24 protein-coding genes are annotated in these 26,972 nt (G+C 47.2%); 12 read left to right on the plus strand and 12 right to left on the minus strand.

Going from position 1 to position 26,972, the window contains the following annotated elements; translation table 11 throughout:
* Positions 1-15 precede the first annotated feature (15 nt).
* Complete coding sequence (locus ACOIT5_RS17540; RefSeq protein ID WP_423127463.1) at positions 16-459, plus strand: DUF4293 domain-containing protein; 444 nt, start codon at positions 16-18, stop codon at positions 457-459.
* 8 nt (positions 460-467) lie between these two features.
* Positions 468-755 (plus strand): hypothetical protein, encoded by a 288-nt coding sequence (locus ACOIT5_RS17545; RefSeq protein ID WP_423127464.1) that lies wholly within the window; start codon positions 468-470, stop codon positions 753-755.
* A 7-nt stretch (positions 756-762) separates the two neighbouring features.
* Here ACOIT5_RS17545 and ACOIT5_RS17550 read toward each other — a convergent pair whose 3' ends face one another.
* Complete coding sequence (locus tag ACOIT5_RS17550; RefSeq protein WP_423127465.1) at positions 763-1,644, minus strand: fructosamine kinase family protein; 882 nt, start codon at positions 1,642-1,644, stop codon at positions 763-765.
* A 67-nt stretch (positions 1,645-1,711) separates the two neighbouring features.
* Entirely contained in the window at positions 1,712-2,254 is a 543-nt protein-coding gene (locus ACOIT5_RS17555) for a glutathione peroxidase (protein ID WP_423127466.1), read from the minus strand.
* Between the two features lie 229 nt (positions 2,255-2,483).
* Here ACOIT5_RS17555 and ACOIT5_RS17560 point away from each other — a divergent pair, with 229 nt between their 5' ends.
* The 5 genes from ACOIT5_RS17560 (at position 2,484) to ACOIT5_RS17580 (ending at position 8,218) form a co-directional block, all read left to right on the plus strand.
* On the plus strand, positions 2,484-3,587 hold the full coding sequence (locus tag ACOIT5_RS17560) for a DNA polymerase III subunit gamma/tau (protein ID WP_423127467.1): 1,104 nt from the start codon (positions 2,484-2,486) through the stop codon (positions 3,585-3,587).
* Positions 3,588-3,790: 203 nt separating this feature from the next.
* The gene (locus ACOIT5_RS17565; RefSeq protein ID WP_423127468.1) at positions 3,791-4,222 is read left to right on the plus strand and encodes a hypothetical protein; all 432 of its coding nucleotides are present in this window, start codon (positions 3,791-3,793) and stop codon (positions 4,220-4,222) included.
* A 98-nt stretch (positions 4,223-4,320) separates the two neighbouring features.
* Entirely contained in the window at positions 4,321-4,833 is a 513-nt protein-coding gene (locus tag ACOIT5_RS17570; protein ID WP_423127469.1) for a ferritin, read from the plus strand.
* Between the two features lie 81 nt (positions 4,834-4,914).
* Complete coding sequence (locus ACOIT5_RS17575; protein WP_423127470.1) at positions 4,915-7,101, plus strand: RelA/SpoT family protein; 2,187 nt, start codon at positions 4,915-4,917, stop codon at positions 7,099-7,101.
* Positions 7,079-8,218 carry a glycerate kinase gene (locus tag ACOIT5_RS17580; RefSeq protein ID WP_423127471.1) on the plus strand — a complete coding sequence of 380 codons (1,140 nt, stop codon included), beginning with the start codon at positions 7,079-7,081 and terminating at the stop codon, positions 8,216-8,218. The genes ACOIT5_RS17575 and ACOIT5_RS17580 overlap by 23 nt, the downstream gene beginning before the upstream one ends.
* Here ACOIT5_RS17580 and ACOIT5_RS17585 read toward each other — a convergent pair.
* The 9 genes from ACOIT5_RS17585 to ACOIT5_RS17625 form a co-directional block, all read right to left on the minus strand.
* Positions 8,215-8,811: a nitroreductase family protein gene (locus ACOIT5_RS17585; RefSeq protein WP_423127472.1), complete on the minus strand. Its 597-nt coding sequence runs from the start codon at positions 8,809-8,811 to the stop codon at positions 8,215-8,217. The genes ACOIT5_RS17580 and ACOIT5_RS17585 overlap by 4 nt on opposite strands.
* Before the next feature lie 183 nt (positions 8,812-8,994).
* A complete protein-coding gene (gene gnd, locus ACOIT5_RS17590; protein ID WP_423127473.1) occupies positions 8,995-10,449 on the minus strand; it encodes a decarboxylating NADP(+)-dependent phosphogluconate dehydrogenase in 1,455 nt (484 codons plus the stop codon).
* Between the two features lie 41 nt (positions 10,450-10,490).
* Entirely contained in the window at positions 10,491-11,627 is a 1,137-nt protein-coding gene (gene pdxB / locus ACOIT5_RS17595; RefSeq protein ID WP_423127474.1) for a 4-phosphoerythronate dehydrogenase PdxB, read from the minus strand.
* 121 nt (positions 11,628-11,748) lie between these two features.
* Positions 11,749-12,759: a Gfo/Idh/MocA family protein gene (locus ACOIT5_RS17600; protein ID WP_423127475.1), complete on the minus strand. Its 1,011-nt coding sequence runs from the start codon at positions 12,757-12,759 to the stop codon at positions 11,749-11,751.
* Positions 12,760-12,874: 115 nt separating this feature from the next.
* The gene (locus ACOIT5_RS17605; RefSeq protein WP_423127476.1) at positions 12,875-14,164 is read right to left on the minus strand and encodes a lactate racemase domain-containing protein; all 1,290 of its coding nucleotides are present in this window, start codon (positions 14,162-14,164) and stop codon (positions 12,875-12,877) included.
* A gap of 77 nt (positions 14,165-14,241) precedes the next feature.
* Entirely contained in the window at positions 14,242-15,321 is a 1,080-nt protein-coding gene (locus tag ACOIT5_RS17610; protein WP_423127477.1) for a sugar kinase, read from the minus strand.
* Positions 15,322-15,374: 53 nt separating this feature from the next.
* On the minus strand, positions 15,375-16,226 hold the full coding sequence (locus tag ACOIT5_RS17615; RefSeq protein WP_423127478.1) for an SDR family oxidoreductase: 852 nt from the start codon (positions 16,224-16,226) through the stop codon (positions 15,375-15,377).
* Positions 16,213-17,307: a LacI family DNA-binding transcriptional regulator gene (locus ACOIT5_RS17620; protein ID WP_423130630.1), complete on the minus strand. Its 1,095-nt coding sequence runs from the start codon at positions 17,305-17,307 to the stop codon at positions 16,213-16,215. Before ACOIT5_RS17620 ends, ACOIT5_RS17615 begins: the two co-directional genes overlap by 14 nt.
* A 301-nt stretch (positions 17,308-17,608) precedes the next feature.
* Complete coding sequence (locus ACOIT5_RS17625) at positions 17,609-18,406, minus strand: 2-oxo acid dehydrogenase subunit E2 (protein WP_423127479.1); 798 nt, start codon at positions 18,404-18,406, stop codon at positions 17,609-17,611.
* Between the two features lie 239 nt (positions 18,407-18,645).
* Here ACOIT5_RS17625 and ACOIT5_RS17630 point away from each other — a divergent pair, with 239 nt between their 5' ends.
* The 5 genes from ACOIT5_RS17630 to ACOIT5_RS17650 all read left to right on the plus strand — a co-directional run bounded on the left by ACOIT5_RS17630 (position 18,646) and on the right by ACOIT5_RS17650 (position 24,861).
* The gene (locus tag ACOIT5_RS17630) at positions 18,646-19,893 is read left to right on the plus strand and encodes a tagaturonate epimerase family protein (protein ID WP_423127480.1); all 1,248 of its coding nucleotides are present in this window, start codon (positions 18,646-18,648) and stop codon (positions 19,891-19,893) included.
* Positions 19,894-19,927: 34 nt separating this feature from the next.
* Positions 19,928-21,328, plus strand: a complete 1,401-nt coding sequence (gene uxaC, locus ACOIT5_RS17635) for a glucuronate isomerase (RefSeq protein ID WP_423127481.1) — start codon at positions 19,928-19,930, stop codon at positions 21,326-21,328.
* 100 nt (positions 21,329-21,428) lie between these two features.
* The gene (locus ACOIT5_RS17640; RefSeq protein ID WP_423127482.1) at positions 21,429-22,466 is read left to right on the plus strand and encodes a PfkB family carbohydrate kinase; all 1,038 of its coding nucleotides are present in this window, start codon (positions 21,429-21,431) and stop codon (positions 22,464-22,466) included.
* Between the two features lie 214 nt (positions 22,467-22,680).
* Positions 22,681-23,349, plus strand: a complete 669-nt coding sequence (locus ACOIT5_RS17645) for a bifunctional 4-hydroxy-2-oxoglutarate aldolase/2-dehydro-3-deoxy-phosphogluconate aldolase (RefSeq protein WP_423127483.1) — start codon at positions 22,681-22,683, stop codon at positions 23,347-23,349.
* Between the two features lie 54 nt (positions 23,350-23,403).
* Positions 23,404-24,861 carry an MFS transporter gene (locus ACOIT5_RS17650; protein ID WP_423127484.1) on the plus strand — a complete coding sequence of 486 codons (1,458 nt, stop codon included), beginning with the start codon at positions 23,404-23,406 and terminating at the stop codon, positions 24,859-24,861.
* A gap of 122 nt (positions 24,862-24,983) precedes the next feature.
* On the opposite strand, the gene ACOIT5_RS17655 is transcribed toward ACOIT5_RS17650, so the two are convergent.
* On the minus strand, positions 24,984-26,891 hold the full coding sequence (locus ACOIT5_RS17655) for an AMP-dependent synthetase/ligase (protein WP_423127485.1): 1,908 nt from the start codon (positions 26,889-26,891) through the stop codon (positions 24,984-24,986).
* Positions 26,892-26,972 lie beyond the last annotated feature (81 nt).

Genomic DNA, 26,972 nt, shown 5'->3' on the forward strand with positions numbered 1-26,972 from the left:
AAAAATTGAACGAAAATGTTACAACGAATACAAACCGTTTACATGCTGATTTCAGCCATTCTGTTGGGCATGTTGTTTACCTTTCCTTTTGCCGAAATTGTTCACAACAATCAGCTTTTTCTTTTTGATATCAGGGGAATTGTGCAGAATAATACCCTGGTTGAAAACGGGATGGCATTAGCCGCATTTATCAGTATCATCCTGATTTTGCATGTGGTCGCTGTTTTTAACTACAGAAAGCGTGTCCTCCAGGTCCGCCTGCTTGTTTTCTCTATTTTGCTGATGATTGGCCTGTTTGGTATGTTTTACTTTTTCACTTACTATACCTTCGACGACGCAAGCTTCAGTTTTAAACTTCCGGTTGTTTTTCCGTTAGTGGCTATTATTCTTGATTACCTGGCTATCCGGAACATTGGAAAAGATGACGCGCTGATTCGTTCCATCGACCGGATTCGTTAATTGAGCCCATGCGAAAGATGAACAAATCGTTGGAAGAAGCGGCCCGTTTAATTGACGCTAACCGGCTGGATGAGGCAAAACAACTGATCGCCGGTTTGCCGGAACTTCAGGAAGACGCGGCAGATTGTCAGTTTTTGCTGGGGAAAATTGCCTGCAGAAAACAGGAGTGGGGAATGGCGGTCAATCATTTTAACCGTACGCTGGCCATCGACCCGGAATATCCCTCTGCGCAGGCTCAAATTGATATGGTCAACGATATTCTGGGCTATTACACGCCTGATATGTTTAATCCTTGATTTTTCTTTATATAAACTTTCGGGCGACCGTTAAAGCCTGCCGGCCGTACGAACCTCCAAACAGGTAATAGTGGTTGAGGATATGGTACAGCTGATACAATTGTACCCGTTCCTGCCAACCTTTTTCAAGCGGAAAAGTTTCCTGGTAGGCGTCCCAGGTTGTTTGCGAAAAACCTCCGAACAGGGTCATGATGGATAGTTCCATTTCCCGGTCGGCATAATACGAGGCCGGGTCAATCAGCGCCGGTCCCGAGGTGGTGTACAGGTAATTTCCCGACCATAAATCGCCGTGAATCAGCGCCGGAGCAGATGTCTCGGGAAGGAATTCGGGCAGACTTTCAATCAGTTTGTCGTAAACGGTTTGTTCGTCAGCAGGCAATGGCCGTTGGCGCTTTATTAACTGCAAAATATACTTCAGCCGGTTCTCCCTGAAAAAATCAAGCCAACTGCTGCATTCGCTGTTTAGTTGCGGGGTAGAGCCGCAGTAATTATGATGATGAAAACCAAACTGTTCGCCAACCGATTGATGCAGGAGAGCCAGGCCTCGTCCCAGTTTTTCGTCCTGTTTCAGCGTATGGCCAGGTTCCAGGTATTCCATTAAAATAAAACCAGGCAGTTCGTCTGCTTCATTGGATAAAATCACTTCGGGGATCAGCAGGTCGTTTCCGCCATGTTTCTTCAGTTCTGCCAGGCATTCCCCTTCGCGGACGAATAAATCGCCGGCACACGAAGGGTTCCATTTTAGAAAGAAGTGACCATGCGTCGTTTTTATTTTCAGGGTATGACTGATACATCCTCCGCCAATTGGCTCCGTCCGTTCAAGCCGGAAACCGGAACCAAATACCGGGCGAAGTTTTTCTTCGGCATATTGAAATATCTTTCGTTCCATCAGAATAAACCCTGCTAATCCCGTTTGGGAGTTTCATGAGAAGTGCCTGATCTTTCAGCTGACAAAACTATAAATCAGCCTTAATCCATTCAACAATTTTCGGATCGTCCGGTTTTGTTTTAGGACTCGCAAAATCAACCAGTTTCCCGTTTTCATCGATTAGATATTTCTGGAAATTCCAGCCCACCTCTGAATCCATGACGCCATTTTTTGCTTTTTGTGTCAACCATTGGTACACCGGAGACATATCATCGCCTTTTACCGAAATTTTTGACATCATCGGAAATGAAACACCGTAATTTTTCTGGCAGAATTCCATGATTTCAGAATTGGAGCCCGGTTCCTGTTCGAGGAAATTATTGGCCGGAAAACCAATGATGACAAATTTGTCGCCGCCGTATTGCTGATATACCGCTTGCAGCGCTTCATATTGCGGTGTTAGGCCACATTTCGATGCCGTGTTGACAACCAGCACCTTTTTCCCTTTCAAGCTGGCCATGTTAAAATCGTTGCCTTCAATATCCTTGACGGTGAAGTCGTGAAAAGATTTTTGTCCAAAACTAAAGATTGAGGCCAGGATAACCGCAAAAATTAAGCTGATTTTTTTCATATGCTGATTTTTTAGTTGATACCTTGTGCCGGAGTATGTTTTTCTCTTCGGTTCACAAGTCCGTATCAGATTAAACTCAATAATGTCGATATTATTTTGGTTTATAAAACAGATTTTTTTCGAAAAAGTTTAGGCTGAAAGACTTACATGAATGCCTCCCGTCCTGTTAATAAAATCATCCCGAAGAATAGGTCAAAATGATTATCTTTGGTTTTCATTTACCGGAATTATGGAGAATTTTATTGTTTCTGCACGAAAATACCGACCAGACACTTTTCAATCTGTCGTGGGGCAAGCCTCGATCACGGCGACACTGAAAAATGCCATTAAAAATAAACAATTGGCCCATGCCTACCTGTTTTGTGGTCCGCGTGGTGTTGGCAAAACAACCTGTGCCCGTATTTTTGCAAAAACCATCAATTGTCAGAACCTGACGGCAGAAACGGAGCCATGTAACCAGTGCGAATCCTGCCAGGCATTTAACAGTAGTCGTTCATATAACATTCATGAGTTGGATGCCGCATCAAACAACTCGGTGGATGATATCCGGAACCTGACCGACCAGGTTCGTATTCCGCCACAGATCGGGCATTACAGCATCTACATCATTGACGAGGTGCACATGCTGTCGCAGGCGGCTTTCAATGCCTTTTTGAAAACCCTGGAAGAACCGCCCAAACATGCCATTTTTATTTTAGCAACAACCGAGAAACATAAAATTATTCCGACGATCTTGTCGCGCTGCCAAATTTTTGACTTTAACCGGATCAAAATCTCCGACATTGCCGGTCATTTGGGCTATGTAGCTCAACAGGAACTCGTGGACATCGAGTCGGAAGCGCTGAATGTCATTGCCCAAAAAGCCGATGGAGCTATGCGCGACGCCTTGTCAATTTTCGACCAGATTGTAAGTTTTTCAGGCCGTAATATCACGTATAAAGATGTGATTTCGAACCTGAATGTGCTCGATTACGATTATTATTTCAGCCTGATCGATTTGTTTTTGAAAACTGATGTGCCGGGTGCGCTGATGCTGTTTAACGATGTGTTGAATCATGGTTTCGACGGACATCATTTTATCACCGGCCTGAGCAGTCACATGCGCGATTTGCTTGTGTGCAAAGACGCGATTACCGTGCAATTGCTGGAGGTAGGCGGCGAAATCAAAGAAAAATACAAAGTGCAGGCTGCGGCCTGCGACGCCGGTTTTCTGCTGGAAGCGTTGAAAATCAGCAATGAGTGCGACCTTCAGTACAAAGCGAGCCAGAATAAACGCTTGCTGGTCGAACTCGCTCTTATCCGCATGGTTCAGCTTGGCGTAAAAAAAAAATAGCTGACGATCCGGTTTCGGATGAACTGGAGCCCATTTTCAGCAATCAACCAAACAAGGTTTCAAGTTCGCCTGCGCCGGATCAATCGGTTGCAATTCAGCCGGTAGGCTCAGAACCGAAAACAGACCGGGTTCCGGTAAAACGCACCATTAAACGAAATGGCAGCGGTTATACGCCTTCGATCAAAGATGCCATTTCAGGCAAGTTGGTCGAGGAACCTGATGCCGGAGATGCCAAGGAGAAAATCAAATACTACACCGGCGAGCAGCTAAACGAACCATTCACCCGGGAACAGTTTGAACAGAAATGGGCCGAATACCTGACCCGTTTGGATGAGCGCCCCAACTTAAAAGCCACGCTTTCGCGCATCCCCGAGATCTTTGAAAAGAGTAAACTGCTGTTGAAAATTGAAAATTCAGTTCAGGACAGTGAGATCAGCAAGATTAAGCCCGATTTGGTTTCGTGGCTGCGAAAAGAGTTGCGGAATACCCATATTGAGCTGATGACTGAGATTGTTTTACAGGAAAGCGAAATAAAACCTTATTCAGAGACCGAAAAATTGGCAGAGATGATTAAAAAGAACCCGAATGTCAGCCTGCTGAAACAAACATTCAACCTCGATTTCGGCGAACATTAATTAAAACATTCTTAAATAATTTGGAGATTGGTGACCATTCATGCTTCTGGTGTGTGCGTTTTTGACTATTTTTGATTAAAACTAAAAAATTTACAGTTATGCTAAAAGATACCGTATTAAAAGCCTTAAATGCCCAAATTAATGCAGAAATACATTCTGCTTATTTATATCTGTCCATGTCGGCCTGGTTCGAAGACAAAGGTCTGGCCGGTTTTGCCAACTGGATGAAAGTGCAATACCAGGAAGAGTTGACGCACGCCATGAAGTTTTTCGACTATATCCACGAGCGCAACGGACGTGTGATCCTGGAGCCGATTGCCGGTGTACCCACCGAGTTTGAAAGTATCATTGAGGTGTTTGAAAAAACACTGGAGCATGAGCAAAAGGTAACTGCACTGATTGATAATTTGGTCGATGTTGCCGCAGCTGCCAACGATCATGCCACACAAAGTTTCCTGCAATGGTTTGTTGATGAACAGGTGGAAGAAGAAAAGAATGTAAATGGAATTCTCGACGACCTGCGTTTAATTAACGGTCAGGGAAACGGACTGTTTATGATGAATCGCGAATTAGCATCGCGTTCCTTTGTAGACACAACTCAGGCAGAATAAAAAAACAGAATAATTTCATAAAGGCTGCCTGAATGGTGGCCTTTTTTTATTTTTATCGTACACGGTAGTAAGCGAATAACTATGAATAAAAGAATTGAAGAAGCATGGGTGTCATTGCAGGAGGCCTGTCGCACAAACATGAGCGAGCACGATCTTCAGGAGATTAGCCGGGCATTTGATTATGCCTTCGATGTATTGGGTGAAACAACCTGGCCGACGGGCGAAATCATTTTGGCTCATGCCGTTGAAGTGGCCCGGATTGTTTGCCGGGAGGTTGGCCTGGGAACCGATTCGGTTATTTCGGGCCTGCTTCATAACGTTGCATACGAAGGTGTTCCGCATCGTCCCGACTTCAAAGAAATCGGCAAGCAATTTGGGCCCACCGTAGCCGGGATCCTCGAAGGAATGGCCAAAATCAATGCCTTGGGAACCGATACCGTTGACCTTCATTCGGAAAACTACCGTAAACTGATGCTGGCCCTTGCCGGCGACGTGCGTGTTATCCTGGTTAAAATTGCCGACCGGCTGCAGGTCATGCGTCATTTGGACAAACAAAAACCGGAAATTCAAAGGAAAATATCGGTCGAAACCTCTCACTTGTATGCCCCATTGGCGCATCGGTTAGGACTGTACAATATCAACTCCGAGTTGCTCGACCTGTGTTTGAAATACCTCACCCCGGATGCTTATCAGCATGTAAGCGACCGGCTGAAAGAGTCTGAACCGGAACGGAAAAGCTTTGTGGCCGAATTTGTAAAACCCATCGAAGAAAAGCTGCATTCGCGCGGGTTTAAGTTCGACATGAAAGCGCGTACCAAATCCATCAATTCTATTTGGAACAAAATGAAAAAGCAGGATGTCAGCTTTGATGAAGTGTACGACCTCTTTGCCATCCGCGTGATCCTCGATTCGAAACCCGATATGGAAAAATCGGACTGCTGGCAGGTTTATTCTATTGTTACCGACGAATACCAGGCCAACCCGGAACGGATGCGCGATTGGATTACCGTGCCAAAATCAAATGGTTACGAAAGCTTGCACGCCACCGTATTGGGACCAAATAAAAAATGGATTGAAGTACAGATCCGTACCAAACGGATGGACGAAGTGGCTGAAAAAGGCTTGGCTGCCCACTGGAAATACAAAGGCGGAGCAGCATCATCGGAAATGGAACAGTGGCTGGCCAACATCCGTGAAATTCTGGAAAATCAGGAACTGAATGTCGTTGATTTTATTGACGAGTTTAGTACCAATGTTTATAAGGACGAGATCTTTGTTTTTACACCTAAAGGCGATTTGAAACGCTTATCCGCAGGGGCTACCCTGCTCGATTTTGCTTACGAAATTCACTCGGTAGTGGGCGACCACTGTGTCGGTGGCATGGTTGACGGCAAAAAGGTCACGCTGCGTTACAGACTACGAAACGGGCAACAGATTTCGATCGATACCTCGAATAACCAAAAACCCAAGCTCGACTGGCTGGATTTTGTGGTGACCAGCAAGGCAAAAAACCGGATTAAAGCCAGTTTGAACGAAGAACGAAAAAGAGAAGCCGAAAACGGGAAGGAAATTCTGCTCCGTAAATTAAAGAACTGGAAAATTGATTACAACGATGAAGTGATCCGTACCCTGCTGAAGCATTACCAGATGAAGCTGGCCCAGGATCTGTATTATCATATTTCGACAGAAAAAATTGATACGCTCGACATCAAAGAGGTGTTGCTTGGAAAAGAAGCGGAACAAACTGCCCGGCAGCGGCTCGAAGAGGTGATCTCGCCCGACCAGTTGCGGGAAATGGACTTTACCGGCGGCGATGATTACCTGATCATTGATAACAACATCAAAAATGTGAACCACAAGCTGGCTCCCTGCTGCAACCCGATTTTTGGCGACGAAATTTTTGGCTTTGTCACCATTCAGGATGGGATTAAGATCCACCGGCGCAATTGTCCGAATGCCAAACAATTGTTCGAGCGTTATCCGTACCGTGTAATTCCTGCAAAATGGCGCGAATCGAACAAACGCACTTCTTTCCAGGCCACCATTAAACTATCGGGGACCGATGAAGTAGGCATTGTGGGCCAAATATCTCATGTAATATCAAAGGATATCGGCGTTCAGATGCGCTCCATCAATATCGATTCGGTAAACGGCGAGTTTGAAGGAACCTTGCGTGTTTACGTGAATAACCTGGAACACCTCGACTTTCTGATGCGCAAACTTCAACACATAAAAGGCGTCTTGCATGTATCCCGGGCCGACCAGTAAGATCCGGGTCATCGTGGCCCCGAACAGCATGAAAGGGAGCCTCAGCGCCATCCGCTTTGCCGATCTGATCGGGCAGGCCTTTCATGCGGTATCCGACCGGTTTGAGGTGATTAAAATACCGGTTGCCGATGGGGGAGACGACACGGCCGGGGTGTTGATGCAAACGCTTCAGCTGAAAGAAATCAGTGTCCCGGTTCACGATCCGTTGGGCCGGATCATTCAGGCTAAATATGGCTACGCGAATAAAACGGCCCTGATTGAAATGGCCGGTGCGAGCGGGTTAAAACTGCTGAGCCGGAACGAGCTGAATCCGCTTGAAACATCGAGCCGCGGGACGGGAGAACTGTTGCTCGACGCGCTTAAACGCGGAGCAAAACACATCTTAATGGGCGTGGGCGGAAGTGCAACTATTGACGGCGGTATGGGGTTACTCGAAGGCCTTGGCCTTAGTTTTACAGATAAGAACGGACAAAAACTCCGGGCATCCGGGGCCAACCTCGGGTTAATCGATTCGTGGAACGACGAGGCGCTTCAGGCTTTCCGAAATGTTGATCTGAAAGTGATGTGCGATGTCAACAATCCCTTGCTCGGACATCGCGGAGCTGTAGCCATATTTGGTGCTCAAAAAGGAGCAACGCCTGAAATGATGCCGGTGTTGGAAAAGAACCTGATGTATTTTGCCGGCCTAATCCGGGAACGCTATGGTTTTGAACTGGACAATATCCCCGGAATGGGTGCCGCAGGGGGCGTCAACCTGGCCTTGTGCGTCTTTCTGAATGCCCGGCTGCTTTCGGGCGCCGACTTTGTGTTGGATGCGCTTGATTTTGACGAGGCGCTGAAAAATTCCCGGCTGGTCGTTACCGGCGAAGGGCGGATCGACAGCCAGACAGCCGGGAATAAAGCGCCCTTCGCTGTTGCGAAACGCGCCAGGCAACGACATGTTCCAATCCTTGCCATTGGCGGCGAAATTACCCCCGAAGGCGCATCTTTATTTGATTTTTCGTATTCGCTGGTTAACGACCGGGTCGACCAGTTAACGGCCATTGAGCAGGCCGACCGGTTGGTGTACGAACGGGCGAAACAGGCTGCACAAGATTTTTTAGATCGGCCGGATTAATGCCTGATCCACTCGGTTTTATCAGCGGCAGGAACCCGGCTTTGCTGCGGACGCCTGAAGGTTTCATCTACTTCGCCCAAAATAAAAAAACCAAGGGGCTCATCATCTTCATGTAAGCCCAGAAAATCGCGCATGGGCGGCGAGTAGCAAATATCTCCGGTGCTCAGGTAACCGCCTATGCCAAAGGCCCCGAGGCTGAGATAGATATTTTGGACTGCGCAGGCTACCGATACAAGGTCTTCCTGTTTGGGAAAACGTTTGTGCGGGTCGCGCCGGGCAATCACCGCGATCACATGCGAAACGCGTTTCCATTTATCATCGTACGCCTCGTACTTGAAATCGTAAAACTGTTCAGGGGGCGTAATTTGTTGGTAAATCTCTTTTTGTACCGCGAAAAACCGTTTCACCGCCTTTCCGGCAAATACCTTAAACTGCCAGGCTTGTACCAGACCGTGTGATGGCGCCCAAACGGCATTTTCAAGTACTTGTTCAATGACCCGGTCATCAATTTTGCTTCCTTCTTTTAAACCGTTTACAAAGGTCGACCGACGGTTTTTTATCCAGGCTGAAACCTGTTCTTTTTTCTCTTCCATGTGTCATTTTGTTTGCCTCAATAACAAACCGGAAGCCTCTTGGTTTTGGAAAGGAGTTCGGGCAATCGCAGTTTTCGAACTGCGATGCTTTATTTGGCGGTTGAACGGCTGTTGGTGTAATGACAGAGAGGGTTTCACTTCCGTAAAAACCCTCTCCGTTGATATCAGTGATCAGCTGAAGTTTTATACCACGTAGGTGCTTGAAGCGGTATCGCCGCCGCGTCCGGTCCAGTTGGTATGGAAGAACTGGCCGCGTGGCTTGTCGATCCGTTCGTAAGTGTGTGCGCCAAAGTAGTCGCGTTGGGCCTGAAGCAGGTTGGCCGGCAGGCGTTCGCTGCGGAATCCGTCGAAATAGCAAAGCGCCGATGTGAGCGCCGGGACCGGAATGCCGTTTGACAAGGCGGTAGCGCAAACACGGCGCCATCCGGCCTGGGCTTTTTCAACTATTTCTTTGAAATAAGGGTCGAGCAGCAGGTTTTGCAAGGTCGGGTTTTTGTCGAATGCCTTTTTGATATCGCCCAAAAATACGGAACGAATGATACAGCCGCCTCGCCACATCAGGGCAATGCCGCCGTAGTTCAGGTTCCAGCCGTATTCTTTGGCTGCTTCCATCATCAGGTTGTAGCCTTGTGCGTACGAAATAATTTTGGCTCCAAACAAGGCGTCTTTCAGGTCGGAGATCATCTGAGCTTTGTTGATGGTTTTATCGACAGCCGGTCCGCTGATGACTTTAGAGGCTTCAACACGTAAATCTTTTTGAGCCGACAGGCAACGGGCAAATACCGATTCGCCGATCAAGGTCAGCGGAATACCGAGGTCGAGCGCTGAAACACCGGTCCATTTTCCGGTACCTTTTTGTCCGGCCGTGTCGAGGATTTTTTCAACCAGCGGTTCTGCGTCTTCATCTTTGAAACCCAAAATGTCGCGGGTAATTTCAATCAGGTATGAATCGAGTTCTTCGGTGTTCCATTTTTTGAACACTTCGTGCATCTCATCGGCGCTCATCCCCAACATTTCTTTCATTAGTTGATAAGCTTCGCAGATAATCTGCATATCACCATATTCAATCCCGTTGTGCACCATTTTCACGAAGTGGCCGGCGCCGCCTTCGCCAACCCAGTCGCAGCAGGGCGAGCCGTCTTCGACCTTTGCGGCTACAGCCTGGAAAATTTCTTTTACGGCAGGCCAGGCAGCCGGCGAACCGCCGGGCATCATCGACGGGCCCAATAAGGCGCCTTCTTCTCCTCCCGAAACACCGGTGCCGATGTAAAGCAGGCCTTTGCTTTCCACGTATTTTGCCCGGCGGATGGTATCAGGGAAATGGGAGTTTCCGCCATCGATAATGATATCGCCTTCTTCGAGGTGCGGAATGATCAGCTCAATAAAATCATCCACCGGTTTCCCGGCCTTCACGAGCATCATCACTTTACGCGGTTTTTCGAGGGAAGCCACCAATTCTTCGATGGAATGTGCCCCGATGAAATTTTTACCGGCGCCGCGCCCGCTGATAAATTTATCTACTTTGTCAACTGTACGGTTGTATACGGCCACGGTATAGCCCTTACTTTCCATATTTAACACCAGGTTTTCACCCATGACGGCCAAACCGATCAGGCCGATGTCTGCTAATTTTGCCATAGCTTTTGTATTTATTTTTGGATTTTAATTAATTATTCGTTTCAAATTCCGGATTTTTTTGTTTTGAATCCCAATGCTTTAAGTTTTTCAATGGTTTCTTCTTCGATATGATTATACGCAAGGGTGAATACCGGAAACTCGCGCCGCACCGGGTAATCACCCCGTAATTTTTCAAATAGGGAAGGATCCGTTCTCAGGGCGCGGTCATCGTCCCGGATATCATAGGTTGCCAGGACCGCTTTTGCCACAACCTCTTCTTCCGGCAAGTTGAAACCATCCAGGGGAATAATTGTTTGGACGGGTAGTTCTACATTTTTAGCCTGCCAGTCATCGATTCCCAGGTTGAAATAGCGGCTGATGGCCTGGATACTCATGCTGGTTCCGTTGGCCTTGCCGTCTTTCGAATAGCCTGCAATATGCGGTGTGGCCAGGTCGCAGGCAGCCAGCAGTTCCAGGTCGATGTCGGGTTCATTTTCCCAACAGTCGAGCAACAGGCCGGAGATTTGCCCTTTGGCCAGAGCTGATTTCGCGGCTCCGGAAGCAACAACTTCGCCGCGGCAGGAATTAATTAAGACCGGCTGCCTGGCCAAATCGTCGAAAAAGGCAGCATCAGCCAAATGCCAGGTAGCGTCATCGCCATTCATGTTCAACGGCACATGCAGCGTGATGATGTCGGCTTTTTGTTTGATGTCGTCCAGGCTGACAAATTGAGCAGGTCCTTCGGCCCGGGCGCGGGGCGGGTCGTTCAGCAAAACGTTCATCCCGAACAGTTCGGCTATTTTTGCCACTTTTGAGCCAACCTGCCCGACCCCCACAATGCCGATCGTTTTTCCTTTCAGTTGAAAATTTTTCTTTTCAGCCAGCACAAAGAGGGCAGAGGCGATGTACTGTTCTACCGATTTGCTGTTGCAACCCGGCGCGTTGGTCCATGCAATGCCGGCTTGCTCACAGTAGTTGGTGTCGATGTGATCGAACCCGATGGTGGCCGTCGCAATGAATCTGACAGATGAACCCTTCAGCAATGTTTCGTTACACATGGTGCGGGTGCGGGTAACAATCGCATCGGCATCTTTTACAACTACGGCCGTTGTCTTTGCTCCCGGCAAATAAACGACTTCGCCAAATGGTTCGAGCGCTCCCTGGATGTAAGGTATTTTATCGTCGATAACAAACTTCATAAATACAGTAAATTAGGTGTTCGGTTTTTAGACATCACGCCATACGTGTCAGTTCTCATATCTTTTCGTTTATTGTCTAATATCCAAATTATCCAATTATCCAATGTCTAATTACTAATTACTAATGTTCAATGTCTTTCCCGGCATAATATCCGCTCACAATTTCTTCCATCACCCGGCTGGTCCTGGCCCCGGTTAGCGCTGTGCTTGGCGAACGGCCTTCACCGCGAAGTTCATCCACAACCAGTTGGATAAGCCCGCTACCGACATGTTCCGGTTTCGGAAAATCAAACTCAATGGTTCCGTCTTTTCGTTTCAGGATCAGTTTAAAGGGCGAAAAGCAGGCAAAACGGAGGCTTCCTTCGGTTCCGAAAATTTCGATGATGTCTTTTTCAGAAGGCTTATCGGTGACGAAGCACCAACTTCCGGTCCCTGTTACGCCGTTTTCGAAGCCAAAGACTGCATTGACGGTATCCTCGGCGGGGTAGAGGCCGCACCGGTTTTGGGCAATCCCGGCCACTTCGTTGATTTGACCGAAGATGAAATCAAGTACATCCAACTGATGGGAGGCCAGGTCATAAAAATGTCCGGCGCCAGCAATCTCAGGATCAACGCGCCAAGGCAGTTGTTCCGGGCTCAACCCCATTTCTGTAGCTTCTTTGTAAAGCCGGATACTGACGGTTAAGGGAGTGCCGATGATTTTTTGCTCCACGAGCTCTTTCACTTTCAGAAACAACGGCATGGCCCGCCGGTAATAGGCGACAAACAAGGGAACGCCGGTTTCTTCGGAAACCCGGATCATCTCCAGACATTCTAGGTAGGTTCGCGACATGGGTTTTTCTACATAAACCGGCTTACCTGCCCGCAGGGCTTGAATCGCATACGCCGCGTGGGTATTCGGGGGGGTGGCGATATAAACGGCATTTACCTTTGGGTCGTTGATCAGGTCAGTTGCATGGTCGTACCAATTCGGAACGCCGTGCCGTTTGGCATAGTCGGCGGCCAAGTCGCCATTACGCCGCATGACAGCCACCAGGTTTGAATGCGGCGTCTGATATAAGGGAGGGCCGTTTTTTACTTCGGTCACATTCCCGCAACCAATGATTCCCCAGTTTACCGTTTCAAGTTTCATTTATTCAGTTTCAAGTTTCAAGTTTCAGGTTTCAGGTTCCGGGTTCTGGTTGTCTGAGTAAAATTGCACTTTTTCCCTTCTCCCTTCTCCCTTCTCCCTTCTCCCTTCTCCGTAATCAATACTTAAACCGTTCCCGGTAGGCCCACAATCCGATAGCCGGGTTGGAGATGTAAAAAATTTCCTCGCCATCGGGCATGATGTTCAGCCCGTCTTTTAGCCTGGCAGGATCGTATTTTTGCATAATTTCATCGATATCGGCATACTGAAAGCCCACGCTTTCGATTTCCGCCTGAGTCAGGTTTTCCGGCTCTTTCCCCGGGCAATATGTAATGGAGAACCTTCCTTCGGATGATCCGTGAATAAGGTGGGCAGCAGCGCTCAGGTTGTTGCGCAGCTCTTCGTTTTCGTCGCAGGCCTTTAAGGTCGCGGGAGTTCCGAAATAGCCGTACTTGCGGATTAGGCGGTCAATTTCCTTGTCTTCGCCAAATTCCTTCAACGCAGGGGCCAATACAATGAGTTCTCCGTTATCGTCAATGGCCATACGGGTGCGGTAAACCGATTTGTTTCCCAGCCAGGTTGATTTGAATTCGGTGGGGTCGAGCCAGACAATCACTTTTTTCAAAGGTTTGTCGAGCATTTCGAAGTTCACTTCCAGCGACAGTTTCGCGGCTTTGTCAAACACTTCGTTGTCATCGCCGATGAACAGTCCGCGTGTTTTGACTTTCCCATCGGTTTTGTCGAGGCCAACTACGGTTTGCACGTACAAAATCGGCAGGTGATTGGTGAAATTCTCCGAGGCATAGTTGAAGATCTTTCTGACTGGCGTATCGGCGTGTCCCATCATACGTTCCATACCATAGGCAGCGCCCACAAAGTGGCTTTTGTTGATCCCTTCGGCGCCGCCGGTGCCTACAAATACATTTTTATTGTAGTTGGCCATACCCACCACTTCGTGCGGAACTACCTGCCCGATAGACATAATCAGGTCGAAATTCCCCATCAGCAACAGTTTGTTTACCTGGGCAGGCCAGGGAAAATCAACCGCGCCTTCCGAAACTTCTTTCACAAATTCAGCCGGTACTTCGCCTACATTCACCACATCGTTACGCCAATCGTGATCCCTGATCAGCGAGGCCGGCAAACTGCCGAACATATGGCTGATTTGCTTGGGAGTCATGGGCGAATGTGTTCCCAGGGCCGGCAATACATCCGTCAGCTTGTCGCCGTAATATTGCCAGGCAAATTCGGTCAGTTCGCCGGAACGGCTTGGTAAACGGGTATAGTCCGGCGGAATGGCCAGCACCTTGTTGATGTTTGTCAACTGGTCCAAGGCCGCGTAAAGTCCTTTTTTCAGGTCTTCGGCGCTCAATTCATGTTCTTTCGAACCTATTTCATAGTATAACATAGTCGTCAATTTTTTTCGATCACTCCCGTTTTTTGTTTGGCACCTCCCCGATTAGGGGAGGTGGGGAGTAATTTCTGTTACCTTCTCACACGTGCATTTCCCTGCCAGATACTCCAGACCATTTCTTCGTCGGCAGGTTGGCCATAGTCGGTCAGGAATGTTGTTGCCAACGCGCCGGTAGCCCAGCCAAACTGAGGCCATTTCTCCGGTTCCCAACCTTTCAGAATTCCGTAAAGCAATCCGCCAACAAATCCGTCGCCTCCGCCAATCCGGTCGAGCACGTTGATTTTTCGCGGCTCAATCACTTGCCATTCGTTGCCGGCAAGCATGATGGCTCCCCAAAGATGTTCGTTTGTACTGATAACCTGCCGGAGGGTCGTTGCAAAGACCGATGCATTTGGGAACGACTCTTTAACTTTGGCAATCAGTCCTTTAAATCCTTCAATTTCGGCTTCAATCCCTTTTCCGCCGGCTTCCGGTCCTTCAATGCCAAAGCAAAGCTGAAAATCTTCTTCGTTCCCGATTAAGATATCGGATACCGAAGCGATTTCGGTAAAGTTTTTATGCAGTTCTTCGGCACGGCCTTTCCAGAACGAAGCCCGGTAGTTGAGGTCGAACGAAATACGTGTTCCGTATTTTTTTGCAGCGCGCGCAATTTCGAGGCAGAAGGCGCTCGTTTCGGGCGATAAGGCCGCAATAAGCCCTGAAAGGTGAACAATCTGTACCCCTTCAGTTCCAAAAATTCGTTCCAGGTCAAAATCCTTCGCGTTAAGGGTGCGGCCTACTTCGCCTGCCCGGTCGTTTTGCACGCGCGGGCCGCGGGCGCCGAAACCGCTGTCGGCAATATTGAACTGGTGGCGGTATCCCCAGGGGTCGCCTTGTTCAACTTCGGGGCCTTCGTAATCCATATGCCGGCTTTTCAGGTTGTTTTTGATGAAACGGGCAATGGGACTGCCTTTCACAAAGGTAGTTAACACTTTCACCGGTAAACCCAGGTAAGATGAAACACTGGCGACATTGGTTTCGGCGCTGGTCGCCTGCATTTCGAACAAAGTACTGCTGTGTACCGGTTGTCCGTTTAAGGGAGTGATGCGTACGCCCATACTGGTAGGCACCAGCAGCGAATATTTACAGTTTTGTTTTAATTGAAGATTCATATTCTTTGTAATTTGATATTGGTCATTGGTCATTAGTGCCTGCAATCACCGGATTATACTCCGCCAAAGGCGCTGTACCCGCCGTCAACCGGAATGACAATACCGGTGATAAATCCGGAAATATCGGATAACAGGAAGAGGGTAGCACCTTGTAAATCTTCCGGTTCACCAAATTTACCCATCGGCGTGTTGTTCACAATCTTTTGTCCACGGGGTGAATAACCACCGGTTTTTTCGTCGAGCACCAAAAATCGGTTTTGGTTTGTGATAAAAAATCCCGGGGCGATTGCATTGACCCGAATACCGACCTTCGCCAAATGTACGGCCAGCCATTCAGTAAAATTATTGATGGATGCTTTGGCTGCCGAGTAAGCCGGAATTTTGGTTAATGGTTTATACGAATTCATCGATGAAATGTTGAGCACAACGCCTTTGCGGTTTTTCAGCATATCCTTGGTAAAAACCATCGAGGGCAGCAAGGTTCCTTTGAAATTGAGCGCAAAAACCTTGTCAAAACCGTCCATTTCGAGGCCGTAGAATGTGTCTTCGAGCTGGTCGATGTTGCTGTCGTCCATTTGTTCCACCTTGGTTGTTGCCGAAGGGTGATTGCCACCGGCCCCGTTGATCAGCATGTCGATCTCGCCGAGCTTTTCGTTGATAACAGCTTTGGCAGTTTCCAACGAAGCTTTGTCGAGGACATTGGCTTCAACCCCGATTACGGTTGCCTGGTGCGATGCCGACATCTCGGCAGCTACTTTTTCGGCAGTTTCTTTATTAATGTCAACAATGGCAATTTTTGATTTCACTGAGGCCAATGCTTTGACCATTTCAACTCCGATTACGCCGGCGCCTCCGGTAATCACGCATACTTTCCCCGAAAGGTCTTTAAAACTAATTGGTTCCATAATTTATTAGGTTAAATTCTTTATAAAAGTCCAGGTTTTCTTTGGTAATGATATCGATTGATGTATAGTTTTCGGCCGGGATCTGTTTTTTTAGGATGACATGTGAGAACAAGTTATTAATGGCTTGATAACCTTGCTCTTCGGGCCGCTGGCAAATCAGGAAATCGACGATTCCTTCGCGCAGGTATTCGATATTTTGCCGGATCAGGTCGTGCCCGATTAAGCGGATATTTTTCAGATTGCGTTCTTTCATGTATGCGGCAACACGGTAAACCTGCGAATTGGTCACAAAAATTCCGTCGGGTTGGCCGTATTTTTCAATTTGCTGATCAATGAGCGTGTAGAAGTTATTCCCGGCGTTTATGTTTTCGATTTCGATCGTGTGTAAATTCCGGTTCTTTTGAGGATCATTTTCGCCGAAATAGTTGTAAAAACCCTGTTCCCGGAGTACCAGGTGATTTTGGTTATCCATTTCTTTGGCAAAATGGACGACGAAAATATTGGCCTTTCCGGGAAGGGAGAAATCGATCAGCTTAGCCGATAAGGCGCCGCTTTGAAACGAATTTTGGCCGATATAACTTGTTTTATTGCAATCTTTTAAATTCGAATCGATGAAGATATAAGGGATATGCCGTTCTTCGAGCTGCGAAATGAACTTCCGTGATTCGCGTGAAAAGAAAGGAGCCAAAACGACGCCTTCGGGCCGGCTTTTCAGAATCTCATTGGCTTTTTCTTCAAAAGATCCGGCATCGGTTTGCGAGTATTCATAGCTGCTGATCTGGATACCGTAATGCTGCAATTCGGCGAATGCCTGCCGTACTCCGATCATCGGTTTATTCCAGTACGATTCGTTTGATTGAGGTTGGGGAAAAAGAATGGCAAACTGATGTATTTTTTTCGATGCCAAAGTGCTGGCCAGAATGTTTGGATGGTAATCCATCTCTTCCAGTATCTTCAAAACTTTCTCTTTCGTGGCTTTATTCACTTCGCCGCGATTGTGAATCACCCTGTCCACCGTTCCGATCGAAACATTGGCCTTTTGGGCAATATCTTTAATCCGTATTCTTTTTATTGGTTTGATAGCTGTACTGTTTTAAGTGATAATTCCCATGTTAATCCTTAAGTCAGAAACAAAACTAATTAATTTTTCTATTCGTCGTGTTCGCACACGGAAAATTCTGTATATTATAAAACATCTCTTGTTGGGTCCTTTCCGAAAATCCGTTTGTCAGGTAAATGAACCTGATCGCAAGTTCGGTTATCGGTGAAAAACGGGCGGAAGCGGTTGTAAGCAACCTGTACAGAAAATTGAAACCCGGTAATTGCTAAAATAGATGGAGACAGATAAACTGATCGGGAAAGCTGAAATGTGTTACCGGTATTTATTCGAGTTCGTGCAGGTTTTTCAGCGAGTTTTTTATGAAACGAAATAACTTACCGCCATGAGATGCGTCGGCCACCCGGTGGTCGATGACGATGGACAGAGACATGATGCGGCGGATGACAATCTCGTCGTGACTAACAACCGGTTTTTTACTGATACCGCCCATAATCAGGACAAACGCCACATTGGAGCTTGGAAGCAGGGCCGGAAAACCGGTTTCAAGGCCAAGTGTCCCGATATTTGAGATGACATACGATCCGAAGCTGTCGGAACTAAGACCGGTGAAGGGAACTGAAATCCCCCAGTTGATGGTCACGGTTTTATAAAGCCAAAAGATCCAGTTTCGGAATGGCCAGGGAAATGACGACAACATATTTTTGGCTTGCATGGCCTGATTTTCTTCACCTTGCCTTGATTCCTGAATTTCCTTCTTCATGAGATCTGCTAAACTGCCCAGGTTCAACTTGTCGGCTTCCGGAATCCGGACTGATCCCATTTGTCCGCTGGCCTGCAAAACACTTACCATGGCATCGATTTGCTGACGGGAAACTACTTTCCCTCTTTTTATATAGGTGTTGAATTCAGGAATCTCTTGTTTTAAGGCACGGGCAACGATTAATACAAACACATGGGTGGGCGTTATTTTGAGGCCTTGTTTCCGTTTGTCGGTTATGAACTGCTCCAGCTCGGTTACATCCAGTTCTACTGCGCCAAAAATTTTCGAGTCGGTTGGTTTTTTATAAATGGTAGCCGCTACGGTTCGCCAGTGCGAATTGAGATCGAGTTCCTTTTTCATGCCTGTAAAAATAGCTCTTTAGCCTAAAACACCAATTATTTCAAACAATTCAATTGGTGATTGTCCGAATTTGTTTTGCTGGTTTTAAGCGAAATAAGAGGATAAAGATTGAAAACTTGATTTAAAACAGGTTTTTAAAGTTTGGAGTAATGAAATATATCTCTATTTTCGTGTGCGAACACGGAAACGATTTTATTCGTTCAACTAAATGTTAGTCAATAAACAAATCGAATAAACTTATGAAACTTGGAAAATACAGTTTTGGGGTAGGAGACCGCTTCAATCATGAAGGGGAAGCTCAGTTACGGGCGCTGATGAAAGCAAACGCTCGCGGAATTGAAGTAACACCTGTCTGGAATAAATCAAACAGGGAGCATAATATTGTCCATTCGGAGCCGGTAGGAACCCGCCAGGAAGCCGATGCTGCCGTGAAAGCGTTGGGATGGAACGGCGCCTACTGCGTGGATGCCGATCATATCAACCTGAGTAATGTTGATCGGTTTATTGAACATTCCGACTTTTTTACCCTGGATGTGGCCATGTACATTGGCAATCCGTCGGAACCGGCTGACGAAGCGGCTTTTATGGTATCTTGCAAAGCATTGGGCCCTGAAGTGAAAATCGACGGAATCGACGAACCCATTCTTATTAACGATGAGCTCCTGAAAAAAGTAGCCGGAAAATTTCTTGCTGCTGTAAAAGAAGCCGGGAAAATTTACCGCCATATTGAAGCCACCAAAGGCAAGGGAAATTTTGTCACGGAAGTATCGATGGATGAAGTGGAATCGCCGCAAACGCCGGTTGATATGTTTTTCATTCTAAAAATGATTGCCGACGAACAAATTCCGGCGCAAACCATCGCTCCGAAATTTACCGGTCGTTTTAATAAGGGGGTCGACTATGTAGGCGATACGGTGCAGTTTGCCAAAGAATTTGAGCTGGACGTGCTGGTGATCGATTATGCCGTGAAACATTTTGGCTTGCCCGAAAATCTGAAACTCTCGGTTCATTCGGGCAGCGATAAGTTTACCATTTATCCGATTATGGCCGGTGTGATCAAGAAATACAACAAAGGCCTGCACGTAAAAACTGCCGGAACAACCTGGCTCGAGGAAGTGATCGGTCTGGCGGTGGCCGGTGGCGAGGCGTTGGAGACAGCCAAACAAATTTACATCAATGCACTGGGCAGGAAAGACGAACTCTGTGGTCCGTATGCGGATGTGATTGATATTGAAGACTCAAAACTGCCTTCGGCGGAAGAAGTGGCCGGTTGGAGCAGCGAAAAATTTGCCAACACCCTGCGGCATATTCCCGGGCATCCGGATTACAATTCCAATTTCCGCCAGTTAATTCACGTGGGTTATAAAGTAGCTGCCGAAATGGGCGACAAATACACGGGCTTATTGAAAAAACATGCTGCCATTGTTGGCGGATGCGTGGAAGAGAATATTTACGACCGCCACCTGAAGAGATTGTTCAACCTGTAATTGAAACCAAAAATCAGAAAATCAGATAGATAAGATGAAAAAATTTATGGATGAAAATTTTCTGTTGCAAACCGAAACAGCGCAGAAATTGTATCATAATCACGCGGCAAACATGCCGATTTTCGATTACCACTGCCACATTAACCCCAAAGACATCGCGGAAGACCGGATGTTTAAAACCATCACCGAAATCTGGTTGTACGGCGATCATTATAAATGGCGCGCCATGCGTACAAACGGCGTTGACGAGCGCTTTTGCACCGGCGATGCAAGCGATTGGGAAAAGTTTGAAAAGTGGGCCGAAACGGTTCCTCATACCCTGCGTAATCCGCTTTATCACTGGACACACCTGGAGCTAAAGAAATTTTTCGGGATTAACGAGATCCTGAGTCCGAAAAATGCCCGGGAAATTTATGATGCCTGTAACGAAAAACTGCAAACGCCCGCGTATAGTTGCCGCAACATCATCCGGATGGCCAATGTGCATACAATCTGTACCACCGACGACCCGGTTGACACACTGGAATATCATCAGCAAATTAAAGAAGACGGCTTTGAAGTGGCGGTTTTACCTGCCTGGCGTCCGGATAAAGCGATGATGGTGGAAGACCCGAAGTTCTTTAACGACTATATGGACCAGTTGGCCGAAGCTGCCGGTATCCATATCGAATCGTTTGAGGATTTGATGGAAGCCTTGGATACGCGTCACCAGTATTTTCATGATAATGGTTGCCGTTTGTCCGACCACGGGCTGGATACCGTTTTTGCTGAAGATTATACGGAGGAAGAAATTAAAGCGATCTTCAAAAAAATCCGTGGCGGCAGCAGGCTTAGCGAAACGGAAATCCTGAAATTCAAGTCCTGCATGTTGTACGAATATGGGGTGATGGACCATTCGCGCGGCTGGACACAACAATTGCACATTGGCGCACAACGCAACAACAACACCCGTTTGTTCAAAAAATTAGGTCCCGACACTGGTTTCGATTCGATTGGCGATAAGCCGATCGCTGAACCATTGGCCAAATTGCTCGACCGCCTGGATCAGGAAAACAAATTGTGCAAAACGGTTTTGTATAATCTGAATCCGCGTGATAACGAGTTGTACGCTACCATGTTGGGCAACTTTCAGGACGGATCGGTTCCCGGGAAAATTCAATACGGCTCGGGTTGGTGGTTTCTCGATCAGAAAGACGGCATGATTAAACAGATGAATGCCCTTTCCAATCTGGGTTTGCTGAGCCGTTTCGTAGGCATGCTGACCGACTCAAGGAGCTTCCTTTCGTACACCCGTCACGAATATTTCCGTCGTACCCTTTGCAACCTGCTTGGGAATGATGTTGAAAACGGGGAGATTCCGGCAGATATGGAGCTTTTGGGCAGTATGGTTGAGAATATTTGTTTTAATAACGCGAAGAACTATTTTAATTTTTAGTCATTCCAGATAAGCTGAAATACATTCATTTATCTTGTGGGAAAGAAAAAGATTTCTATTTTTGCAATCGATTGCACAAAGAAATTTAATGATTTGAAAAATGAATAAAAAAGTTGTAACATTCGGAGAAATCATGTTGCGTCTGGCAACACCCGGTTATTTGCGTTTTTCGCAAACTGATCATTATTCGGCCACATTTGGTGGCGGAGAGGCTAACGTAGCCGTTTCGCTGGCCAACTATGGTATTCCTGTTGATTTTGTTACCCGTTTGCCGAAGAACGATATTGGGCATGCCTGCCGGATGGACCTGAGAAAATACGGAGTTGGAACCGAAAAAATTGTTTGGGGCGGCGAACGTCTGGGAATTTATTTTCTTGAAACGGGAGCCGTAAGTCGTGGCAGTAAGGTGGTTTACGACCGCGCCCATTCGGCCATCGCCGAGATCAAACCGGGTATGATTGACTGGGACCAGGTTTTCGAAGGCGCAGAATGGTTTCACTGGACAGGTATTACACCGGCTATTTCGCAGGGAGCAGCCGATGTTTGCCTGGAAGCGATCAAGAAGGCCAACGAAAAAGGCATTACGGTTTCATGCGATTTGAACTACCGCAAAAACCTGTGGAAATACGGCAAATCGGCCGGTGAAGTGATGCCCGCTTTGGTTGAAGGAACGGATGTGGTATTGGGTAACGAAGAAGATGCCGCGATGGTGCTCGGGATTCATCCCGAAGGGGTGGATGTAACCGGCGGACATGTGGAGGGCGCTGCCTACGAATCGGTTTCGAAACAAATCATGGCCCGTTTTCCAAGATGTAAAAAAGTGATCACCACGTTGCGCGGCTCGGTGAATGCCAACCATAACTCATGGGCAGGCGTTCTTTGGAATGGTGAAAAATTATTCGAATCGCCAAGCTACCAGATTACCCATATTGTTGACCGTGTTGGCGGCGGAGATTCATTCATGGGCGGCCTCATTTATGGTTTGTTAACTTACACGGGCGACGATCAGAAAGCGTTGAATTTTGCTGTTGCCGCTTCGTGCCTGAAACACACCATTTACGGCGATTACAACCAGGTTGCCGTTGATGAAGTGGAAAAACTGATGGGCGGCGACGCCAGCGGACGGGTGGCCAGATAAAAGACCCTCCCAACCTCCCCGAAGGGGAGGAGTACGGGAGAAAATAGACGCTGATTTTTATGATCATTTATGAGTTGCGATGATAGGAAAAAATAATCCCGATACCAAAAGCAAAAAATGAAATCTTAAAAAATCATAAGCATATTATAATAATCTGCGTCTAATATACAAAACTCGAAATTCAAAACTGATAATTGATAACTGATAACTGAATATGGCCCGATTTACAAGGATAGAAGTAGCACAAACCATGAAGGCAACCGGCATAGTCCCGGTGTTTTATCATGCTGATGTTGAATTGTGCAAACAAGTGGTGAAAGCCTGTTACGAAGGCGGAATCCGTGTATTTGAATTTACAAACCGCGGCGATTTTGCACACGAAGTATTTGGCGAGCTCAACAAATGGGCAGCTGTCGAATGTCCCGAAATGATTTTGGGGGTCGGATCAATTGTTGACGGCCCGACCACTGCGCTTTACATTCAGCTTGGCGCCAGTTTTATTGTGTCGCCCCTGATTGAGGAAGAAATGGCCCGGATCTGCAATAAACGTAAAATAGCCTGGAGCCCGGGCTGCGGCTCGGTATCGGAGATAGGGAAAGCTCATGAACTGGGAGCCGAGGTGGTTAAAATTTTCCCCGGTTCTTCGGTGGGCGGACCAAGTTTTGTGTCAGGTGTTATGGGGCCAATGCCTTATGCCAGCATTATGCCAACCGGAGGTGTGTCGCCTGACGAAGAAAACCTGAGCAAATGGTTTAAAGCAGGCGTGCATTGCGTAGGAATGGGATCGCAATTATTCCCAAAAGAAGTGTTGGCCAATAAAGATTGGTCGTTTATCACCAGCAAGTGCCGTGAAGCGCTTGATATCGTAAAGAAGCTTCGGTAAGTTTATCCAGTAAGCAATTAAACCTAATACTAATATTTAAAATTGACTATGTCTTTGAATACAATTAACGAGAAGATGTCCAAGTACCGGTGGACAATTGTTGCGATGTTGTTCATGGCAACAACCATTAACTACCTGGATCGTCAGGTACTTTCGCTAACCTGGAAAGATTTTATCGCGCCAGAATTTCACTGGACAGATAGCGACTACGGAACGATCACCTCCCTTTTTTCCCTCTTCTACGCCATCAGCCTCGTATTGGCCGGCCGGTTTATTGACTGGATGGATACCAAAAAAGGTTTTCACTGGGCCATTGGAATCTGGTCGGTTGGAGCCGTATTACACGCGTTTTGCGGAATTGCCACTTCAGGCATCATTACCGGCAACTGGTTTGTCGGCTTTGCCGAGGCCCGTCATATTATTGAAGGAGTCCAGGATGTTGCCCGGGTGTTGAATGTGAGTGTGGTTCTGTTCATCTTTGCTCGTCTTGTATTGGCAATTGGTGAAGCAGGTAACTTCCCGGCTGCGATTAAGACAACTGCTGAGTATTTCCCGAAAAAGGACCGTGCCTATGCCACCAGTATTTTTAATGCCGGAGCAACCGTAGGCGCGTTGGCTGCGCCCATTAGTATTCCGTTGATCGCGAAACATTGGGGCTGGGAATCGGCATTTATCGTGATTGGAGCCCTTGGTTTTCTTTGGATGATCTGGTGGCAGATTGGTTACCATAAGCCGGAACATCATCCACGCGTAAATGGGGCAGAGCTGGAATACATCAACCAGGATCATGATGCAGATGAAGCGGCATCTGAAGCCAAAAGAATTGCATCCGGGAAAAGGATTAGTTTCAGGAAATGCCTGCGTTACAAGCAAACCTGGGCTTTTGCTTTTGGTAAGTTTATGACCGACGGCGTTTGGTGGTTCTACCTGTTCTGGACGCCGGCTTACCTGAGTTCGGTGTACGGTCTGGAATCATCTGACCCAAGGGCGCAACTTGGTTTGTTTGTGCTTTATGCCATCACGCTGCTTTCGATTATCGGCGGCTGGCTGCCTACCTATTTTGTTGACAAACAGGGCATGCATCCCTATGCCGGACGGATGAAATCGATGCTGATTTTTGCATTTTTCCCGCTGCTTGCTGTTTTTGCTCAACCATTGGGCGGATTATCCTATTGGTTTCCAATACTCATCATCGGTATTGCCGGCGCTGCTCACCAGGCCTGGTCGGCCAACATTTTCTCAACGGTTGGCGACATGTTCCCGAAAGCGGCTATTGCTACCATTACAGGTATTGGCGGTTTAGCCGGTGGTCTGGGATCGGTATTTATTAATAAAGGTTCCGGTGTTCTGTTCGATTTTGCCCGGGAAACTGAAATGAGTTTTATGGGATTTAAAGGTGTTGAGTCGGGTTACTTTATCATTTTCTGTATCTGTGCCATCGCTTACCTGATTGGCTGGATTGTGATGAAGAGCCTGGTTCCGAAATATAAACCAATTACCGACCTGGTTTAATTCAGGACGAGTAAACGGAGAATAAAAAAATCCGGGCGATTTTGCAGGAGCAAGATTTCCCGGATTTTTCTTTACGGTTGAACACAAATTTCATTTGTAAACCGCGTGATGCAAAAAAGGCATCACGCATTCCATTTGGCCATAGCCTGCTTATTGCGTTCGTTTACAATGTTTTTTGCATCTGGCATGTACAGAAATTCCAGTTCTTTGGCAAAATATTCGGTAATTTTTCCGCGCACCATTTTCATTGTCGAATTCAGCAGGTGGTTCTGCTCGGTAAACGCTTCAGGCAATACCACAATGGTTGCCGGAAGCCAGCGTTCGGGAAACATATTCTCAAATTCCCCGCCTGTTTTGTATTTGTCAATTTCGGCCTGGATGAGCTTCAGGCTTTCCGTATTTCCTTCCTCCGAGCCGGGGGTAATGCCTTTGGCTGTCAGCTCGCGGTTGATGGACTGGATATTGGGGACGATCATCCCCGAAGTGAACGGGTTCTGGTTATTGTACAACATGCACTGGTCGATTAATTTTGATTGGTCAACCAGGGCTTCCTCAATCCCTTCCGGGCTGTACTTTTCGCCGTCGTTGGCTATCAACAGGCTTTTGAAGCGCCCTAATACGTATAAAAATCCGTCCTGGTCCATGTATCCCATATCGCCGGTGTGCAGCCAGCCGTTTTTGATGGTGTCGGCCGTAGCCGTAGGATTGTTCCAGTAACCCAGCATCACGTTGTCGCCCTTGATAATAATTTCGCCTTTCTCGCCGGTCGGCAGTTCGTGGCCATTGTCGTCTGCAATTTTTAGTTCCATGTATTTCACCAGCTTGCCGGATGATCCGAATTTAACGGCATGTAAGGCGTTTGAAGAAATGACGGGAGAGGCTTCAGAGAGACCGTAGCCCTGGCACATCGGGATGCCGATGGCATAAAAAAAGCGTTGCAGCTCAACATCCAGCAGGGCGCCGCCGCCAATAAAAAATTTCAGTTGGCCACCAAAACTTTCGCGGATTTTCGAAAATAAAATCTTATCGTACAAGGCCAGTAAGGGTTTATAAATGAAAAGCATTCCCTTACCCCGGTCGAAACCGTTCCCGTTGTATTTGTAAGCAATCTTAAGCGCATGATTGAACATCTTTTCGGCCGTTTCGCCTTTTTGCCTGATTCCGGCTTCAATTCCTTTTCGGAAGTTTTTGGCAACGGCCGGAACGCTCATCAGCACGGTCGGTTTAATTTCCTTGATGTTTTTTGGAATGTTTTTGAGGGTTTCCAGGGGGCTGTTACCGGTTTCGAGCGACGCGACGCTGGCGCCGTTGTACATAAAACAATACAGGCAGGCCGTGTGGGCAAAAGCATGATCCCAGGGCAGGAAGGCCAGCGTTCTCCAATCGGGGGTGATTTCCATCAGAGTGTTCGACTGAATGACGTTGGCCGCATAATTCAGGTGCGAGAGCATGATGCCTTTGGGGTCGGCGGTGGTTCCCGAGGTATATGAAATATTGGCCAGGTCATTGGGCTGAACCGACTTGAAGGTTTCTTCAACCAGGTTTTTGTTTTCACGAAGAAATGTTTTTCCGGTGTGAATGACATCATAATAATAGAGGTCGTTTTCGCCCGGTTCTTCTTTTTCGTCCAGATAGATCACTTTTTCAAGTGTTGACAAGTCTTTTCTGATCTCTTCAATTTTAGGCGCTTGTCCGTTGGAAACAATCACCATCCTGCTCCCCGAATGTGCAAGCCTGAATTTAATTTCGGTTTTGGCATCCAGTTTCACCGACAACGGCACATTGATGGCCCCGGCGTATAAGATTCCCAGTTCGCAAATGATCCATTGGTTCCTTCCCTCGGAAATCAGCCCGACCCGGTCGCCTTTTTTGATGCCGATGGCTTGCAATCCCGCAGCGAATTGCAGTACTTTTTCACGTGTTTCTTTATAAGTCAACCCCTTGTATTCGCCGTTTTGTTTTTCCCACAGGTAGATGTTGTCGGGATACTTACTGACACTTGTCTCAAAAAGTTCAACAATCGTTTTCATAAATTCAGGTTTTTTTGAAATAGACAAATTCAAAAGTAGCAAAATTCACGAAAATGCTACGGCAAAAAAAGAGGCCGTAAA

It is taken from the genome of Gaoshiqia hydrogeniformans (genome assembly GCF_049347105.1).
GTDB classification, from domain to species: domain Bacteria; phylum Bacteroidota; class Bacteroidia; order Bacteroidales; family Prolixibacteraceae; genus Gaoshiqia; species Gaoshiqia hydrogeniformans.

Coding starts and splice junctions, on each gene's coding strand:
- ACOIT5_RS17560 (WP_423127467.1), top strand. CDS start 2,484: ATGGAGAATTTTATTGTTTCTGCACGAAAATACCGACCAGACACTTTT.
- gnd (WP_423127473.1), bottom strand. CDS start 10,449: ATGGCAAAATTAGCAGACATCGGCCTGATCGGTTTGGCCGTCATGGGT.
- uxaC (WP_423127481.1), top strand. CDS start 19,928: ATGAAAAAATTTATGGATGAAAATTTTCTGTTGCAAACCGAAACAGCG.
- ACOIT5_RS17555 (WP_423127466.1), bottom strand. CDS start 2,254: ATGAAAAAAATCAGCTTAATTTTTGCGGTTATCCTGGCCTCAATCTTT.
- ACOIT5_RS17575 (WP_423127470.1), top strand. CDS start 4,915: ATGAATAAAAGAATTGAAGAAGCATGGGTGTCATTGCAGGAGGCCTGT.
- ACOIT5_RS17600 (WP_423127475.1), bottom strand. CDS start 12,759: ATGAAACTTGAAACGGTAAACTGGGGAATCATTGGTTGCGGGAATGTG.
- ACOIT5_RS17545 (WP_423127464.1), top strand. CDS start 468: ATGCGAAAGATGAACAAATCGTTGGAAGAAGCGGCCCGTTTAATTGAC.
- ACOIT5_RS17640 (WP_423127482.1), top strand. CDS start 21,429: ATGAATAAAAAAGTTGTAACATTCGGAGAAATCATGTTGCGTCTGGCA.
- ACOIT5_RS17550 (WP_423127465.1), bottom strand. CDS start 1,644: ATGGAACGAAAGATATTTCAATATGCCGAAGAAAAACTTCGCCCGGTA.
- pdxB (WP_423127474.1), bottom strand. CDS start 11,627: ATGAAGTTTGTTATCGACGATAAAATACCTTACATCCAGGGAGCGCTC.
- ACOIT5_RS17585 (WP_423127472.1), bottom strand. CDS start 8,811: ATGGAAGAGAAAAAAGAACAGGTTTCAGCCTGGATAAAAAACCGTCGG.
- ACOIT5_RS17570 (WP_423127469.1), top strand. CDS start 4,321: ATGCTAAAAGATACCGTATTAAAAGCCTTAAATGCCCAAATTAATGCA.
- ACOIT5_RS17615 (WP_423127478.1), bottom strand. CDS start 16,226: ATGGAACCAATTAGTTTTAAAGACCTTTCGGGGAAAGTATGCGTGATT.
- ACOIT5_RS17645 (WP_423127483.1), top strand. CDS start 22,681: ATGGCCCGATTTACAAGGATAGAAGTAGCACAAACCATGAAGGCAACC.
- ACOIT5_RS17605 (WP_423127476.1), bottom strand. CDS start 14,164: ATGTTATACTATGAAATAGGTTCGAAAGAACATGAATTGAGCGCCGAA.
- ACOIT5_RS17625 (WP_423127479.1), bottom strand. CDS start 18,406: ATGAAAAAGGAACTCGATCTCAATTCGCACTGGCGAACCGTAGCGGCT.
- ACOIT5_RS17610 (WP_423127477.1), bottom strand. CDS start 15,321: ATGAATCTTCAATTAAAACAAAACTGTAAATATTCGCTGCTGGTGCCT.
- ACOIT5_RS17655 (WP_423127485.1), bottom strand. CDS start 26,891: ATGAAAACGATTGTTGAACTTTTTGAGACAAGTGTCAGTAAGTATCCC.
- ACOIT5_RS17580 (WP_423127471.1), top strand. CDS start 7,079: ATGTATCCCGGGCCGACCAGTAAGATCCGGGTCATCGTGGCCCCGAAC.
- ACOIT5_RS17540 (WP_423127463.1), top strand. CDS start 16: ATGTTACAACGAATACAAACCGTTTACATGCTGATTTCAGCCATTCTG.
- ACOIT5_RS17630 (WP_423127480.1), top strand. CDS start 18,646: ATGAAACTTGGAAAATACAGTTTTGGGGTAGGAGACCGCTTCAATCAT.